Source organism: Dorea chungnamensis (genome assembly GCF_039832125.1).
Classification (GTDB): domain Bacteria; phylum Bacillota; class Clostridia; order Lachnospirales; family Lachnospiraceae; genus JAFBIX01.
This window is the reverse complement of record NZ_JBDOHT010000004.1, coordinates 76,052-92,773: the sequence shown is the minus strand read 5'-3', so window position 1 is coordinate 92,773 and position 16,722 is coordinate 76,052. Positions and strand designations below refer to the sequence as shown.

Here is a 16,722-nt window from a genome sequence, read left to right as displayed (position 1 = left end):
ATTGTGCCGCCGGATGCAGAGCATTTCCGCGAGTGTGTAGTATTGGTACAAAACGGAATTCTTCTGCTGGATAAAGAGAATAAGCTGATTCAGACAGCAGCAGGCGAAAGGGAAGAAGTAGATGCAGAAGATACAGGAGAAAAGGGATACAATTATCGCTCGGAAAGATATGCAAACAGACTAAAACGGGATTCAAGAATTGCGAAGATATTCAGCAGTAAAGTTCATGGTGATCCGGCAACCCCGTTATTCAGAGCTTATGCAGGAGATCGAGTCATCTTCCGTACGATGATGCCGGCTGATAAACCTAGAAATGTTGGATTTTGCATACATGGACATGAGTGGAAGGAGCAGCCAGAGGATTCTCATTCCAGAATCATCTCTGTACAAGGAGCAGTCAGCATCGGAAATACATTCAATCTGGAATTGAAAGAGGGTGCTTCCTGTCCGGGAGATTACCTATATCGGTCCGGAAGTCTGAAATGGGATGTAGAATCCGGTATGTGGGGAATCTTCCGTGTAATGAAACATGGAATTAAGAGAAAATGTAAGGATGTATGCCACAGAACTTTCGCATGCATCTGTGGAAAAAGGACTTGAATCTGAGGAGAAAAGTAGTATAATAGTCATGACAAAGGAGTCACATGTTTCTATGTGACTCCTTTTTATGTTAAATTGAAGGAACAAAGGAGATTGGAAAATGAAGGATTATACGTTTAAAGTACCTCAGGACATCGTGTTTGGAATGGGCTCATTAAAGAGACTGCCAGAATTGCTGGAAAAATGTGGTTCTAAAAAAATGATGATTATTTCTGACCATGGCCTGGAAAAATTAGGAGTTGTTGAGAAGATTCAGAAAATTGTTGAAGATGCGGGAATTGAGACTTGCACATTCCTGGATATTTTACCGAATCCAACGGTTGATATGGTGGATGCGGCAACGAAGATATATAAAGAGTCTGGAGCGACCAGTATTGTAGCATTAGGTGGAGGAAGTCCGATGGATGTGGCGAAAGCAGTTGGTGTACTGGCAAGGTATGGTGGATCTATTGTGGAATATGAAGGCGCACATCTGGTACCAGGTCCCATTGAACCAATCATTGCGATTCCAACTACGGCAGGAACCGGAAGCGAGGTTACTGCATTTTCTGTTATTACGGATACCTCCAGAAATTATAAATTAACAGTATTCAGTTACGAGTTGCTTCCAAAATACGCATTGCTGGATCCAGAGATGATCATGTCTGTACCACCATCAATTGCAGCATCTTGTGGTATTGATGCGCTGATCCATGCCTGGGAAGCATATACTTCTCTGGGAGCATCTCCATTCTCAGATGCGATGGCAGAAAAAGCTATGGAGCTGATAGGAGGAAATATCCGCCGATTCGTCGCAAACCGTCAAGATGAAGAAGCTGCCTGCGCGATGATGTCAGGAAGTATGTTCGCTGGTATTGCATTTGCATGGGCAAGACTTGGCAATGTCCATGCTATGTCCCATCCGGTCAGTGCGTTCTTCGGTGTTCCACATGGCGTGGCGAATTCGATTCTTCTTCCAGTCATTGTAGAATATAATGCACTTGCAGATCACGGCCGGTATGAAAAGATCTACAATTACATCCGTGAGAAAAAGGAACCTGTTTCTGATTTCAGACCGGAGATGCTGGTAGAAGAGATTAAGAAGCTGAATGCGGATCTTGGAATTCCAAAGACATTATCAGAGGTTGGTGTGACAGAAGATAAGATTCCACAGATGGCGGCAGATGCAATGAAGAGTGGTAATATTGCTGCTAATCCAAGACAGTCTACATTAAAAGATATTGAGATGCTGTATCATAAAGCAATGTAACATTGGAAATCTATGGACCAGATTTCGAGAAAGTGAATACAGAAATGGCGCCAGGGGTAGAACTTGGCGCTGTTTTTATGTTATACTGTTACAGTGCGTTCAATCTAATGTGATGCAAATGATAAAAGCAGGGAGAAAGAATATGCATAGAAAAATATTAAAGCAATTAAGTATTATTTTGTGTCTTTGTCTTATAGCAGAGTTTATCGTTTCGCTGCTTCCGATTACATTTCCAAGCAGTGTCATGGCGATATTGATACTTGCATTGTTACTAGGAACAAAGACACTAAAAGAAGAACAGATTCAGGAGACAGGAGATTTTCTGCTGTCCAATATGGCGTTAGTCTTTGTGCCGTTGTCAATAGGAATGATTGAGGATCTAGAACTTTTAAAAGGGCAGATCGTAGGGTTTGTTGTGGTTGTGATGATCTCATTGGTTCTGACATTCCTTGGAACCTATGCATCTGTGAGGGCTGTTCAGATCTGTATGAAAAAAATAGGAGAAAAAGGAGAAAAGAATCATGAGTGAAATCTGGTCAAATCCTTTGTTTGGTGTGTTGTTAACTGTCTTTTCCTTCTATATCGGCGGACAGGTGTCGAAGAAAATAAAATCACCGATTGCAAATCCGCTTTTGATTGCCATGGTAATCTGTGTTCTTGTGATGAAGGTGTTACATATCTCTTACGATGATTATATGGAAGGAGCACAATTTGTATCCATGTTTCTTGTACCGGTGACTGCGATGCTTGGGTTGTCCATCTACAGGCAGCGGGCGGTTCTGAAAGAACAATTTTTCCCAATTGTAATCGGATGCCTGCTTGGAAGCATCTTGTCGATGGGAAGTACAGTAATCTTGTGCCGTATGCTGGTAATGCATGAGGAGATGATATATTCGCTACTTCCAAAGTCTGTGACCACGGCGATTGCCCTGGATGTATCGGAGCAATTAGGCGGATTAAAATCCATCACGATGATGGCAGTGATCATCTGTGGAACTGTCGGTGCAATCATCCATCCGTTTTTGATCAAATTATTTCGTCTCAAAGATCCAGTGGCAACAGGTGTTGCTTTTGGGACCGCAAGTCATGCAATAGGAACGGCGAAAGCACTCGAGATTGGAGAAGTAGAAGGTGCAGTCAGCGGAGTCGCAATGGGGGTTGCTGGAATTTGCACGGTTATCATTGCATTATTTCTGTAAAAGATATAATATATAAAATATATGAACACTGATGAAAAATTAGATGGAGGTACAATATGAGAGTTGCGATTATCACAGCGAACACTGATATATACAGAGGAAATGAAGAAAATAAGAGTGGAGAAGTGATTAAGAAGATCGTGGAAGAAGCAGGACTTGAGATTGTATTTATGAGAGCTCTTCCAACAGATAGAGAAGTGTTATCAACAGTCATGGAGAGATTGGCAGATGGGCATCTGACAGATCTTGTCCTGACGACAGGCGGAGCTGGATGCGGTCCGGAAGACTGTACACCGGAAGCAACCATGGATGTGGTAGAAAGACCGCTGCTTGGCATTCCGGAAGCTATGCGTGCCCATACCATGCAGCTGACAAAGCGTTCTATGCTGAATAGAAGTACAGCTGGTATCCGTAAGGATGTATTGATTGTTAATCTGCCGGGTAAGCCGCAGGCAGTTAAGGAAAGTCTCCGTTATCTGCTTCCAGAGATCATGCATGCAGTAGATGTCATTCAGGGAGAGGCTTAAAAGAATGCGTATTACTTATTTGAACCATAGTGGATATGTGGTGGAAGAGAAAGATATTGTCCTGATCTTTGATTATTATAAAGGATATCTTCCTCCAATTACAGAAGAAAAGAAAATCTATGTATTTGCCAGCCATGTTCATTATGATCATTTTAAAAAAGAAATTTTCCAATGGGCAGACAGGTATAAGAATATACAATATATTTTGTCAGATGATATTATGGCGGAAGGACCGGATGGCAAGACTATTTATATAGGGCCTCGTCAGGAAATACAAGTAGATGAGTTACAGATTAGAACGCTTCGCTCTACCGATGAGGGTGTAGCGTTCTTTGTACGCTTTCGTGACAAAGTGATCTATCATGCCGGAGATCTGAACTGGTGGCACTGGGAAGAGGAAAGTGAAACTTATAATCTGATGATGAAGCGAATGTTTCAGAATGAGATCGGGAAGATAGAGGGAGAGAGGATAGATGTGGCTTTTGTGCCGCTGGATCCGAGGCAGGGCGAACAATATTACTGGGGACTTGATTATTTTATGAAGCATACGGATACAAGATGTATCTTCCCTATGCATATGTGGGAAGATTATGATATATATGAACGTTTGATGGAGAATCCGGCTGCGGAAGAATACAAAAATCGAGTGATGCATGTGATCCGACCACAACAGGTGTTTGAAAGGAGTATGTAAATGCAGGTAAAAATATATACAGATGGCGCTGCCCGGGGGAATCCGGATGGACCAGGAGGATATGGAACAGTTCTGGAATATGTAGACTCAAGAGGAGAACTGCACACAAAAGAAATCTCCCAGGGATATCAGCGTACCACGAATAACCGGATGGAACTGATGGCAGTGATAGCCGGGCTGGAAGCTTTGAACCGGTCATGTGAGGTAGAACTTTACTCAGATTCCAAATATGTCGTGGATGCATTTAATCAGCATTGGATTGACGGATGGATGAAAAAGGGATGGAAGAGGGGAAAGAATGAACCGGTCAAGAATGTCGATCTGTGGAAACGTTTATTAAAAGCAAAGGAACCTCATCATGTTACATTTATCTGGGTAAAAGGTCATGATGGACATCCTCAGAATGAACGATGTGATACATTGGCGACAACGGCGGCTGATGGGAATGATCTGATCGTGGATGAGGGAATTGCAAAATAAGAATTGTATTTTAAAATAAGATGTGATATAGTAACCAAGGCAAGTAAGACAAGTAATCGCAGCTGTAAGTGCCGAAAGGCAGCAGGTGAGGAAAGTCCGGGCTTCACAGGGCAGGATGCCGGATAACGTCCGGTGGAGGCGACTCCAAGGAAAGTGCAATAGAAATGAACCGCCCGTGCAGAAGACTCCTTCTGCACAGGTAAGGGTGGAAGGGCAGTGTAAGAGACTACCGCCTTGCTGGTAACAGCAGGGGCATATGTAAACCCCATCCGAAGCAAGACCGGATAAAGACAATGTGGCGGCCCGTCACGTCTTAGGTAGGTCGCTGGAACCCATCGGCAACGGTGGGTCTAGATAGATGATTACTCAACGACATAACCCGGCTTATCGTCTTGCTTGCTTTTTATTTTCGATTGCCATCGTATTTTTCTTCACAGTACATGCATCGATAGATTTCTTTTTCAGGATCGGTCAATACGAATACGTGGTCCAATTCCTGCTCAATAGAGGTAATGCATCTTGGATTCTTGCATCGGATGATGTTCGTAATCTTTTTTGGAAGATGCAGGGATTTCTTCTCTACAATCTCAGAATCCTTAATAATATTAATCGTGATATTGTGGTCGATGAATCCTAATACATCCAGGTCAATAAAATCAATTGGGCATTCAATCTTCATAATGTCTTTTTTGCCCATTTTACTGCTTTTTGCGTTTTTAATAATAGCAACACAGCAGTCTAATTTATCTAAGTGAAGGTATTTATAGATTTCCATACTTTTGCCGGCCTGAATATGATCTAATACAAATCCCTCTTCAATACGTCCTACATTCAAAGTGTTATTTACCATGTTCATATCCCCCTATACTTCGATTTCTAACAATGTCAATATCAATGCCATACGAATATATACACCATACTGGGACTGCCTAAAATAAGCTGCTCTTGGATCATCGTCAACTTCAACAGAGATCTCATTGACACGTGGCAGTGGGTGGAGAACATACATGTCTTCTTTGGCCAGCTGCATTTTCTTGGCATCCAGAATATAGAAGTCCTTCATTCTTACATAGTCTTCTTCGTTGAAGAAACGTTCTTTCTGTACACGAGTCATATAGAGTAGATCCAGATTCGGAATTGCATCCTCCAGACGAACAACTTCTTCATATGGAATATGATTCTTGTCCAGAACATCGGAGCGGATATAGCTTGGAAGTCTTAATTCTTCCGGTGAAATCAAAACAAATCTGATGCCCGGATATCTGACTAATGCATGAATCAAAGAGTGAACCGTACGGCCAAACTTCAAGTCCCCACAAAGACCAATGGTCATATTGTCGAGATGACCTTTTAGACAACGAATGGTCAATAAATCGGTCAGTGTCTGGGTCGGATGCTGATGCCCGCCATCGCCTGCATTGATTACAGGGATTGTAGCATGCTTGCTGGCTACCATAGGTGCGCCTTCTTTTGGGTGGCGCATTGCACAGATATCTGCATAACAGGAAATCATACGGATGGTATCGGATACACTTTCTCCCTTGGCGGCAGAACTGGAATCTGCAGATGAAAATCCGAGAATGCTCCCGCCCAGATTCAACATGGCAGCTTCATGACTTAATCTTGTTCTTGTACTTGGTTCATAGAAGAGGGTCGCTAATTTCTTCCCCTCACAGGCATGCGCGTATTTCGTTGGATTGGCTTCAATATCAACCGCCAGATCCATTAATTTGTCTAGTTCTTCCACGGAAAAATCCAGTGGACTCATCAAGTGTCTCATAATAACCTCCCACATCGAAAATCTTTCATACATCATATAATAAATGCGAAAGATTTTCAATGTTTGTTGAGAATTTTTTCGAACAACAGTCCAGCGCCGAACCATAGAGGTGCATAGTCCAGTCGTATCAGACCATCAATATTTAACGGAGCATTACTATAATCCCATGGGCAGGCATTATGTTTCTTCAGAAAAGAGCCTGTGACATATTCTCCAATAAAAATACAACATGTATAGACCCCTCCTCTTAACCATATACTCTTTCCTTTTAATCGCCTGCAGATTGGAGATAGAAAGCTAGCCATTCCGTAGATGGGGAACATCCAGATAGAAGTATTCCCAGTAAGTTTCGGATTGTCTTCACGAAGAGAACGAAGGCCGGTAAAAAGGATTTCCATGCACCAGCCAGCAGTTCCACAAGTTAAAAAATTGTGTCTCATAACAATAAGTATGCCAATGGAAGGTGGATTTTATGCGAAAAATGTATTATAATACAGATTAGTTTGTGTAAAGGAGATTGCCAGATGTCGACATTAGAGGAATTAAGAGAGAAATTAGATCAGGTAGATGATCAGATCGTAGAGTTATATGAGCAAAGATCAAAACTTACCGAAGAGGTGGGAGAATATAAGATTCGTAACGGGATTAAGGTATTTGACCGTCAGCGGGAACATGATAAATTACAGAATGTAGCAGCAAAAGCAACTACGGATTTTAATAAAAAAGGGATTCGGGAAATATTTGAACAGTTGATGTCTATCAGTCGTAAGAAACAATATCAGCAGCTGGTGGAAGCCGGAGCACTTGGCCGTCTTCCATTTATTGAGGTAGACAGCCTGAATGCAGAACATGCAAGAATTGTTTTCCCGGGTACAGAAGGAGCTTATAGTCAGGCTGCAATGCAAGATTATTTTGGAGAAAACTGCAATAGCTTTTATGTGCGGACATTTCGAGATGCCATGGAGTCTATCGAAGAGGGGGCAGCTGACTTTGCAGTGCTTCCAATTGAAAATACAACAGCCGGAGCTGTAGATGAGATGTATGATCTGCTGGTAGAATTTGAAAATTATATCGTAGCAGAAACCATTATTCCGATCACGCACACGTTGTCCGGACTCCCAGGAACGAAATTGTCAGATATTGAACGGGTATATTCGAAAGGTGTTGCATTGATGCAGGCATCCAGATATCTGGATGAACATAGTGATTGGCAGCAGATCAGTGTTGCAAACACCGCGATTGCCGCAAAGAAGATCCTTGATGAACAGGATATGACTCAGGCGGCGGTCTGCAGTGCATATGCTGCAAAGGTACATGGACTGGAGATCCTCGAAGATAATATCAATGATAATCCAAATAATTTTACAAGATTTATCGTTGTTACAAATCAGAAGATATTTTTGAAAGATGCGAAGAAGATCAGTATCTGCTTTGAAGTGCCTCACGAAAGCGGATCTTTGTACCATTTACTTTCGCATTTTATCTATAATGATCTGAACATGAGCAAGATTGAGTCCAGACCAATTGAGGGAAGAAACTGGGAATACCGTTTCTTCGTTGATTTTGAAGGTAACCTTGCTGATGCGGCTGTGAAAAATGCAATCCGCGGACTGAGAGAAGAGAGTCGCAGTCTTAAAATCTTAGGAAATTACTAAGCGGAAGATGACATATAGAGAAATACCAGGGAGTGACGAAGATGAGAACAAATGAATTGATGCTATACAAACATATGGAAGACGGACAGATTCTTCAGGATATGACGTTTCTTATGGAAAATTATGACAACGATTATTACAATCAGGAAGACTTGAAAGGATTATTATTCGAGTCTGTCAATGAGATATTGGAAATGGCAGTGAGTCATGGATTTGAAGGAAATCTGTGGCACAATTATCTGACCTATCTGTTGGCAAGCCATGAAAATGCTTACAGTACTTCTTGTGAAATTGTTGGAGAAGTGGAAGGAAGCATTAATCAGGTAGCTTTACATGATTTTGCCATTTTTAAAGAATTATTTGATTATAATTTTAAGGAGTTGGAAGAGGCACTGGATGCCAAATGTCTGTCAATTCTGATGGAATATCAGGGAACTAGTGGGTATGGTAAGGTATTTAATCGAAGAGTCCGTGACAGAATCTGTGATCTTAGCAGAAGCCTTGCAAAGACAAAAGATGTAGAGGAATTTAAGGCAACTCTTACACAGTTTTATAAAGAATTTGGGGTAGGTAAGCTTGGACTTCATAAGGCATTTCGTGTTGAACATACAGAAGAAGGTGCACAGATCGTTCCAATTACAAATATTGCACATGTACATTTGGACGATTTGATTGGTTATGAACTTGCAAAAAAGAAATTGATAGACAATACCAAGGCATTTGTAGAAGGAAGAAAGGCGAATAACTGCCTGTTGTTCGGTGATGCGGGGACTGGTAAATCTTCATCCATTAAGGCTATTTTGAATCAGTATTATGATCAGGGACTTCGAATGATTGAAGTGTATAAGCATCAGTTTCAGGATCTGAATGATGTGATCGCACAGATCAAAAACCGTAATTATAAGTTCATTATCTATATGGACGATCTCTCTTTTGAAGAGTTTGAAATTGAGTACAAATATCTGAAAGCAGTAATTGAGGGAGGTCTGGAAAGAAAGCCAGAGAATGTTCTGATCTATGCAACTTCTAATAGAAGACATCTGATTCGTGAGACCTTTAAGGATAAGGAAGATCGGGATGAGGAACTTCACACCAATGATACCGTGCAAGAGAAACTGTCGTTGGTTGCAAGATTTGGTGTGACTATTTATTTTGGAAAACCGGACAAGAAGGAATTCCAGGAAATCGTACGCCAGCTGGCAGCAAAGAATGGTATTGAGATGCCAGAGGAAAAGCTTCTGTTGGAGGCTAATAAGTGGGAATTAAGCCACGGTGGATTGTCTGGAAGAACTGCACAGCAGTTCATTGACTATCTGGCAGGAACTCAGTAAAAAACAAAAGGTATAAGATGAGAGTCAAGATAGAGTTATGGGGAAGAATCTGACAGAAGGAAATGTCTCGAAAACAATGCTGTTGTTCTCGGGACCGATGATATTGGGAAATCTGTTACAACAGTGTTATAATATCGTGGATACGATAATCGTAGGGCAGGTCCTTGGCGCTGAGGCATTGGCAACTGTAGGAGCTGCCTATACTTTGATGACGTTTTTGACTTCTATATTAATAGGAATGTGTATGGGAAGTGGAACGTTATTTTCGTTTTATTATGGAAAAAGGGATTATGAGCGGCTGAAGGATGGAATAGTGGCATCTTTCCTTTTAGTCGGTGGAATATCTGTACTGATGAATATCCTGGTCTTTGTAAAGATAGATTTTATCTTTAGATTCTTAAATATTCCAGATTCTTTAATGGGTATGATGCATGATTACGTCTGGAGCATCTTCTGGGGAATCTTCTTTGTGTTCTTATATAATTATTATGCGTTTTTACTCCGTGCAGTGGGTGATTCTGTGACACCACTTTGGTTTCTGGGAATTTCCTCTGTATTGAATGTTCTTCTGGATGTGATATTTGTCATGAAATTGCATTGGGGAATTGAAGGAGCAGCATTTGCCACTGTATTTTCACAGATAGCTGCAGGAATCGGAATTGCCATATATACATGGTGGAAAGAGCCTGGGCTTCGAATCAGCATTCAAAGGGCACGCCAGTCTATGGGACGGATGCCGGAAATGGCGAGATATTCTTTTGCATCCAGTATCCAGCAATCTGTGATGAATTTCGGAATTTTGCTGATTCAGGGTCTGGTGAACAGTTTTGGAACGATTGTTATGGCGGCTTTTGCAGCGGCAGTAAAAATAGATTCTTTTGCATACATGCCGGCACAGGAATTCAGTAATGCTTTCTCTATCTTCATTTCGCAAAACCATGGCGCGGGAAAAGAGGACAGAGTAAAAAAGGGCGTCCGTTCAGCAGTTATGATATCTGTGCTTTTTTGTATCATCGTGTCTGTAATGGTATTTATTTTTGCGGCTTATCTGATGATGATATTCATCAGTCCGCAGGAGAAGGAGATTATTCAGGTCGGTGTAGGATATCTTCGGGTAGAGGGAAGTTTCTACTGTGGCATTGGAATCCTGTTCCTTCTATATGGATATTATCGTTCTATCGGAAAGCCGGAGATGTCAGTAGTCTTGACGGTGATATCTCTGGGCACACGAGTCGTATTGGCATATATACTGGCTCCTGTTCCAGAGATTGGAGTATGGGGAATCTGGTGGGCAATTCCAATCGGATGGCTGTTGGCAGATGTGACAGGATTCATAGTAATGAGAAAGATAAAAAGATCCGTACGTATCGGATAATCTGAAAAAGCTGTGCAGTTAATCTTGCACAGCTTTTATATTGGATATATCAGAATCAATCATTAGAGAATAGTTCGTATAGTATACCACAAAGCCAGGTTTGGCACCGTTAGGTTTTTTGACATGTTTTTTCTCTACGTAGTCAATCTCTACTTTATCACTGCCACGGTTCTTAGAGTAGTATGCAGCTAATCGCCCTGCTTCTTCAAATGTACGATCCGGAAGTTCATCACCGTTGGTTTTTACGATCACGTGAGATCCCGGAGCACCTTTCGCATGGAACCACCAGTCGTTTCCAGAGGCAAAAGAAAAGGTCAGTTCGTCATTCTGGAGATTATTCTTTCCTACATACATATGATAGCCATCGCTGGAGATATAATGCATTGGCCTACTGGTAAGCTTAACCTTCTTTTTAGAATATTTCCTGCGGATATAGCCGGTTTGTATGAGTTCTTCTTTAATCTGTGCGAGATCTGCCTCGCTCCTGGCAATATCAAGAGAGTTGCTAATAGATTCCAGATATTGAATATCATCTGCGGTTTCTTGAATCAGTCCTGTCAGTGCTTCGTAAGTTCTCTTTTGTTTGTTATATTTCCCAAAATATTTCTGTGAATTTTCTTGTGGTGTTTTGGTAGGATCCAAAGGGATGGTAATCTCCTGGTTCGTGTAATAATTTAGCGCAGTTAATTCCTTTGAGCCAGAGGGAAGATTGTAACCATAAGTGTTGATTAATTCACCATATACTTTATATTTTTCACGGTTTTCCGTATCTTTTAACTGTTTTGTCTGAAGATCGTATTTTTTACGATTCCGTTCCAGCGAAGTCTGAACTACGTGACGTAAATCAGCGCTTTTCTGGTGAATGCGGGTCAATGTGTTCTTAGTAGAATAATACGTAGCAAGCACTTTTGAGATAGAATCATATTCTTTTTCTGTGTACTCTTGATAATGAGAAAGGGGGAGAGCACTGAATTCTTTCGGTTCATTTCTATTATAATAGATTGTTGGATGGAAATTGCCGGATTTAACATCTTCTATATAATAGATAAATTGTCGATATAAATGAGTCAGTACATCTTTGGAAAGATTATTAGCGCTTATTCCTGAGTCTAAAGCACCCAGATAACAGATTTCCTCTGCAACAACAGGACTTATACCAGTAAAGCTGGTATAGATTGTCTTACTGAGAGGCATTGGTTTATTTTGTAGAATCGTGATAAAAGCTTCGAGATCTACAGTTAAGGGATCTTGTTTTGACATTGTATCAGGAATGAAGTATTGGCGTCCCGGCAATACTTCACGAATGGAACTCATTTGAGCCGATACATGCTTAATGCTATCAATAATCATTCCATTATCATCACAAAAGATGATATTACTGTGCTTTCCCATGATTTCTATAATAAGTTTTTTCTTGCACAGATCACCAAGTTCATCCAAGTGTTCAATATCCAGATGAATAATTCGTTCTAATTTAGGTTGAGAAATACAAGTGATGCGCCCGTTACCAATATGTTTCCGAAGAAGCATACAAAAATTAGGCGCAGTCATAGGACTTGGTTTGTTCTCGTCGGTTAAATATATCAAAGGAAGGGAAGCGCTGGCCGAGATATAGAGGCGCTTTTGTCCTTGTGGTGTCTTGATTGTAAGCAGCAATTCGTCAGGTTCCGGCTGGGCAATCTTGGCAATTCGCCCATCGACAAGGTTCGATTGTAATTCCTGAACGATTGCAGCAACAGTTATTCCGTCAAATGCCATAATATGGTTCCTTTCTACTAAGATAAAGTCCGTAGTGCATTTGCCCTATGCAGACCAGATAGGGCCCACAGTGCCAGCTCAAGAACAAAGTTCTTTCGCTGAGGGCATTCGCCCTATGCAGACCAGATAGGGCCCACAGTGCCAGCTCAAGAACAAAGTTCTTTCGCTGAGGGCATTCGCCCTATAAAAACACATAGTCTCATAAAATCCTGCCAGCAGGATTTTATGTTCCTATGTGTTTTTGCACTGCTCATTGCTATATCATAACATAGTTGACGGGATTTGCCAAATGACTTATAATAAACAATGGTGTAAGTGCCGATTGTTACAAATATATTAGAATTAGAAGAGGTCCATAATATGATAAAAAGTATGACAGGATTTGGACGCTGTGAGGTGTCTGATGGGGAGCGGAAGTTTACTGTGGAGATGAAGGGGGTAAACCATCGTTATCTTGATGCCAATATTCGTATGCCAAAGAAACTGAATTTTTTTGAAAGTGCAATTCGTAATTTATTAAAGAAAAGTGTTCAGCGAGGTAAGGTTGACATTTTTATTACCTATGAGGATTTGTCTGAAAGTCAGGTTTCTTTGAAGTATAATGAGAAGCTTGCAGAGGAATATCTGACCTATTTTAAGAAGATGGAGGAATCGTTTTCTCTGGAAAATGATATTCGTGTTTCTACACTGTCACGATATCCGGAAGTGTTGACAATGGAAGAGCAGCTGATGGATGAAGAAGAATTGTGGAATGGACTGAAAAAGGCTCTGGATGGTGCGATCAAGCAGTTTGTTGAGACCAGAGCGTTGGAGGGTGAGAACCTGAAGACGGATATTATCAATAAGCTAGACGGTATGTTGAAACTGGTGGACGTTATTGAGGAACGTTCTCCGCAGATTGTGGCTGAGTACCGAGAAAAGCTTGAGACGAAGGTACATGAATTGTTAGAGGATACTCAGATTGAAGAGGGGAGGATTGCTGCAGAAGTAGTGATATTTGCGGATAAGATATGTACAGATGAGGAAGTGGTCAGACTCCGCAGCCATATCTTACATATGAAAGAGACACTCCAGTCTGAGGAAAGTGGAATTGGACGTAAGCTTGATTTTATTGCGCAGGAGATGAATCGAGAGGCGAATACGATTCTGTCAAAAGCGAATGATCTGGAAATCTCCAATATTGGAATTGATTTAAAAACAGAGATTGAAAAGGTCAGAGAACAGATTCAGAATATTGAGTAGTGAAAAGAGGGGATAAATTCATGAGGGAAAAAGGAATTCTTATTGTTGTATCTGGATTTTCTGGTTCCGGTAAAGGGACCATTATGAAAGAAATGATGCGTCAGTACGATAATTATGCGTTGTCCATATCTGCCACTACAAGAAATCCGCGTCCGGGTGAAGAAGATGGTCGTGAATATTTTTTCAAAACAGTGGAAGAATTTGAAAAAATGATTGCGAAAGATGAATTGATAGAGTATGCTAGATACGTGGATAATTATTATGGGACGCCGCGAGCATATGTAGAAGAACAGTTAGATGCTGGGAAGGATGTTATCCTTGAGATAGAGATTCAAGGAGCCTTGAAAGTGAAAGAGAAGTTTCCGGAGACGTTGTTATTGTTCGTGACACCACCGACTGCAAAGGAATTACGCAATCGTCTGGTAGGACGAGGAACGGAGACCATGGATGTGATTGATTTCCGTATGAACCGTGCCAAAGAAGAGGCTGAGGGCATGGATCAGTATGATTATCTGATCATTAATGATGTACTTCAGGATTGTGTTGAACAGATGCATCGGATTATCCAGGGAGAACACAGAAGAAGTTTTCGTAATATAGAATTTATAGAGAATATGAAAGCAGAATTGAAAGGAGAATAGTGTATGTTACACCCATCTTACACAGATTTAATGAAGGTAGTAAATAAGGATGTAGAAGAAGGCGAAACAAAAGTTGTTAACAGCCGTTATTCTATTGTTATGGCTACTGCCAAGAGAGCAAGAGAGATTATTGACGGAGCTATGCCGCTTGTGCCTGTGAAGGACAGCGAAAAACCGTTATCTATCGCTATTGATGAACTGAATCAGGCCAAGATTAAAGTGGTTGGAGAAGAAGAGTAAGAGAATCATATACGGTTTGACGTGAATATAAGGCAGATGCCGTGAGGTATCTGCCTTTCTTCACAATAATTGGGAGGAGGAAAGAATGAATATATTATTTATATCTCTTGGCTGCGATAAGAATCTTGTGGATTCGGAAGTAATGCTTGGACTTTTAGATGCAAAAGGATATCAGATGGTAGATGATGAGACATTGGCAGATGTTATTGTGGTCAATACTTGTTGTTTTATCCATGATGCAAAGGAAGAGAGTATACAGACGATTCTGGAAATGGCGCAGTATAAGACGAAGGGAAGATTGAAGGCATTGATTGTGACTGGATGTCTTGCTCAGAGGTATCAGAAAGAAATTCTGGAAGAGATACCAGAAGTAGATGCTGTGCTTGGAACAACATCTTATGATAAAATTGTAGAGACAGTGGAGGAAGCCCTTGCAGGTAATGGGCATTTAAAATTGGCAGATGTTGATGCATTGCCTTTAGTAGATGTAAAGAGATTGGTAACAACGGGCGGCCATTATGCATATTTAAAGATTGCAGAAGGATGTGATAAGCATTGTACTTATTGTATCATTCCAAAGATTCGCGGCAATTACCGAAGTGTACCAATGGAAAGGCTTTTAAAAGAAGCAGAAGAATTGGCCGAACAGGGAGTAAAGGAACTGATCTTGGTAGCACAGGAGACGACTTTATATGGAAAGGATCTTTATGGGGAAAAGTCTCTGAGTAAGTTGTTGCGTGAATTATGTAAAATAAATGGTATCCGATGGATTCGGATTTTGTATTGTTACCCAGAAGAAATTGATGATGCATTAATTCAAGTAATGAAAGAAGAAAAGAAAATCTGTCATTATCTTGATCTTCCGATTCAACATGCGAATGACACTATCTTAAAACGAATGGGAAGAAGAACTTCGAAACAGCAGCTGAAGAAGATTGTAAGAAAACTTCGCCAGGAGATTCCGGATATTGCTCTTCGTACTACTCTGATTACCGGATTCCCCGGTGAGACACAGGAACAGCATGAGGAATTGATGGAGTTTGTAGATGAGATGGAATTTGACCGTCTGGGAGTGTTTACTTATTCGCCGGAAGAAGATACACCGGCAGCGGAGATGTCGGATCAGATATCAGAAGAAGTGAAGCAAGAACGTCAGGCAGAACTGATGGAATTGCAGCAGGATATTGTATTTGATCAGGCAGAAGATATGATTGGACAAGAAGTTCTTGTCATGATAGAAGGAAAAGTTGCTGATGAAAATGCTTATGTAGGACGGACCTACAAGGATGCACCAAATGTAGATGGGCTGATCTTTATAAATACTGATGAAGAACTGATGTCCGGTGATTTTGCTAAGGTAAAAGTAACTGGAGCATTAGAATATGATTTGATAGGAGAGTTGATGTAATGAATTTACCAAATAAATTAACTGTATTAAGAATAATTATGGTACCTTTTTTTGTGTTTTTTATGCTGACAGATGTAGGTGGATCTGCGAATAAGTGGATCGCCCTGGTGATTTTCTGTGTGGCAAGCCTTACAGATATGTTGGATGGAAAGATTGCCCGTGCAAGAAATCTGGTGACAAATTTTGGGAAGTTTATGGATCCATTGGCAGATAAGCTGTTGGTATGTTCTGCAATGATCTGTATGATTCCATCAGGGAAACTTCAGGCCTGGTTTGTAATTATCATAATTGCCAGAGAATTTATTATCAGTGGATTCCGCCTTGTGGCATCAGATAACGGAATTGTGATCGCTGCCAGTTACTGGGGGAAATTTAAGACCGTTTCTCAGATGTTTATGATTATTGTATTGATCATGGATCTCGGAGGTGTATTTGACGTGATTGGAACTGTGTTGATATGGGCATCCTTAATATTGACAATCATATCTTTGGTTGATTATATTGCAAAGAACGTACAGGTATTGACACAGGGAGGCATGTAAA

Annotated in this window: 19 protein-coding genes and 1 other RNA gene; 16 read left to right on the top strand and 4 right to left on the bottom strand. The window is 40.9% G+C overall.

What is annotated here, in order from left to right:
• Nucleotides 1-3 precede the first annotated feature (3 nt).
• The 8 genes from ABE613_RS04995 (at nt 4) to rnpB (ending at nt 5,152) form a co-directional block, all read left to right on the top strand.
• A complete protein-coding gene (locus ABE613_RS04995; RefSeq protein WP_347375847.1) occupies nt 4-600 on the top strand; it encodes a hypothetical protein in 597 nt (198 codons plus the stop codon).
• Nucleotides 601-700: 100 nt separating this feature from the next.
• A complete protein-coding gene (locus ABE613_RS04990; RefSeq protein WP_347375846.1) occupies nt 701-1,849 on the top strand; it encodes an iron-containing alcohol dehydrogenase in 1,149 nt (382 codons plus the stop codon).
• Nucleotides 1,850-1,991: 142 nt separating this feature from the next.
• Entirely contained in the window at nt 1,992-2,378 is a 387-nt protein-coding gene (locus ABE613_RS04985) for a CidA/LrgA family protein (protein WP_235231891.1), read from the top strand.
• Nucleotides 2,371-3,048, top strand: a complete 678-nt coding sequence (locus tag ABE613_RS04980) for an LrgB family protein (RefSeq protein WP_235231892.1) — start codon at nt 2,371-2,373, stop codon at nt 3,046-3,048. The genes ABE613_RS04985 and ABE613_RS04980 overlap by 8 nt, the downstream gene beginning before the upstream one ends.
• A 56-nt stretch (nt 3,049-3,104) precedes the next feature.
• On the top strand, nt 3,105-3,575 hold the full coding sequence (locus ABE613_RS04975) for a MogA/MoaB family molybdenum cofactor biosynthesis protein (protein ID WP_235231893.1): 471 nt from the start codon (nt 3,105-3,107) through the stop codon (nt 3,573-3,575).
• Between the two features lie 4 nt (nt 3,576-3,579).
• A complete protein-coding gene (locus ABE613_RS04970) occupies nt 3,580-4,269 on the top strand; it encodes an MBL fold metallo-hydrolase (protein WP_235231894.1) in 690 nt (229 codons plus the stop codon).
• The gene (gene rnhA / locus ABE613_RS04965; RefSeq protein ID WP_235231895.1) at nt 4,270-4,749 is read left to right on the top strand and encodes a ribonuclease HI; all 480 of its coding nucleotides are present in this window, start codon (nt 4,270-4,272) and stop codon (nt 4,747-4,749) included.
• Nucleotides 4,750-4,789: 40 nt separating this feature from the next.
• Nucleotides 4,790-5,152, top strand: an RNA gene (rnpB, locus tag ABE613_RS04960) — RNase P RNA component class A.
• Here rnpB and ABE613_RS04955 read toward each other — a convergent pair.
• From ABE613_RS04955 to ABE613_RS04945, 3 genes are read right to left on the bottom strand one after another with little or no spacing between them, the layout of a single operon-like run.
• The gene (locus ABE613_RS04955; protein ID WP_235231896.1) at nt 5,153-5,599 is read right to left on the bottom strand and encodes an aspartate carbamoyltransferase regulatory subunit; all 447 of its coding nucleotides are present in this window, start codon (nt 5,597-5,599) and stop codon (nt 5,153-5,155) included.
• A gap of 12 nt (nt 5,600-5,611) precedes the next feature.
• On the bottom strand, nt 5,612-6,529 hold the full coding sequence (gene pyrB, locus ABE613_RS04950) for an aspartate carbamoyltransferase (protein ID WP_235231897.1): 918 nt from the start codon (nt 6,527-6,529) through the stop codon (nt 5,612-5,614).
• 56 nt (nt 6,530-6,585) lie between these two features.
• Nucleotides 6,586-6,969 carry a putative ABC transporter permease gene (locus tag ABE613_RS04945; RefSeq protein ID WP_235231898.1) on the bottom strand — a complete coding sequence of 128 codons (384 nt, stop codon included), beginning with the start codon at nt 6,967-6,969 and terminating at the stop codon, nt 6,586-6,588.
• A gap of 84 nt (nt 6,970-7,053) precedes the next feature.
• Here ABE613_RS04945 and pheA point away from each other — a divergent pair, with 84 nt between their 5' ends.
• The 3 genes from pheA to ABE613_RS04930 are packed head-to-tail and all read left to right on the top strand — an operon-like array spanning nt 7,054 to nt 10,890.
• Nucleotides 7,054-8,184: a prephenate dehydratase gene (pheA, locus tag ABE613_RS04940; RefSeq protein WP_347375845.1), complete on the top strand. Its 1,131-nt coding sequence runs from the start codon at nt 7,054-7,056 to the stop codon at nt 8,182-8,184.
• A gap of 41 nt (nt 8,185-8,225) precedes the next feature.
• On the top strand, nt 8,226-9,515 hold the full coding sequence (locus tag ABE613_RS04935) for an ATP-binding protein (RefSeq protein ID WP_235231900.1): 1,290 nt from the start codon (nt 8,226-8,228) through the stop codon (nt 9,513-9,515).
• 37 nt (nt 9,516-9,552) lie between these two features.
• The gene (locus ABE613_RS04930; RefSeq protein ID WP_347375844.1) at nt 9,553-10,890 is read left to right on the top strand and encodes an MATE family efflux transporter; all 1,338 of its coding nucleotides are present in this window, start codon (nt 9,553-9,555) and stop codon (nt 10,888-10,890) included.
• 18 nt (nt 10,891-10,908) lie between these two features.
• On the opposite strand, the gene ABE613_RS04925 is transcribed toward ABE613_RS04930, so the two are convergent.
• A complete protein-coding gene (locus ABE613_RS04925; protein ID WP_235231902.1) occupies nt 10,909-12,648 on the bottom strand; it encodes an Rqc2 family fibronectin-binding protein in 1,740 nt (579 codons plus the stop codon).
• Between the two features lie 360 nt (nt 12,649-13,008).
• On the opposite strand from ABE613_RS04925, the gene ABE613_RS04920 reads away from it, so the two are divergent.
• From ABE613_RS04920 to pgsA, 5 genes are all read left to right on the top strand, one after another.
• Entirely contained in the window at nt 13,009-13,890 is an 882-nt protein-coding gene (locus ABE613_RS04920; protein ID WP_235231903.1) for a YicC/YloC family endoribonuclease, read from the top strand.
• A 20-nt stretch (nt 13,891-13,910) separates the two neighbouring features.
• Nucleotides 13,911-14,531 carry a guanylate kinase gene (gene gmk, locus ABE613_RS04915; protein WP_235231904.1) on the top strand — a complete coding sequence of 207 codons (621 nt, stop codon included), beginning with the start codon at nt 13,911-13,913 and terminating at the stop codon, nt 14,529-14,531.
• A gap of 3 nt (nt 14,532-14,534) precedes the next feature.
• Nucleotides 14,535-14,771: a DNA-directed RNA polymerase subunit omega gene (gene rpoZ / locus ABE613_RS04910; protein WP_235231905.1), complete on the top strand. Its 237-nt coding sequence runs from the start codon at nt 14,535-14,537 to the stop codon at nt 14,769-14,771.
• Nucleotides 14,772-14,856: 85 nt separating this feature from the next.
• Nucleotides 14,857-16,179, top strand: coding sequence for a 30S ribosomal protein S12 methylthiotransferase RimO (gene rimO / locus ABE613_RS04905; RefSeq protein WP_347375843.1), 1,323 nt, complete (start codon nt 14,857-14,859; stop codon nt 16,177-16,179).
• Nucleotides 16,179-16,721: a CDP-diacylglycerol--glycerol-3-phosphate 3-phosphatidyltransferase gene (gene pgsA, locus ABE613_RS04900; RefSeq protein ID WP_235231907.1), complete on the top strand. Its 543-nt coding sequence runs from the start codon at nt 16,179-16,181 to the stop codon at nt 16,719-16,721. The genes rimO and pgsA overlap by 1 nt, the downstream gene beginning before the upstream one ends.
• The last annotated feature ends 1 nt before the right edge of the window (nt 16,722 follow it).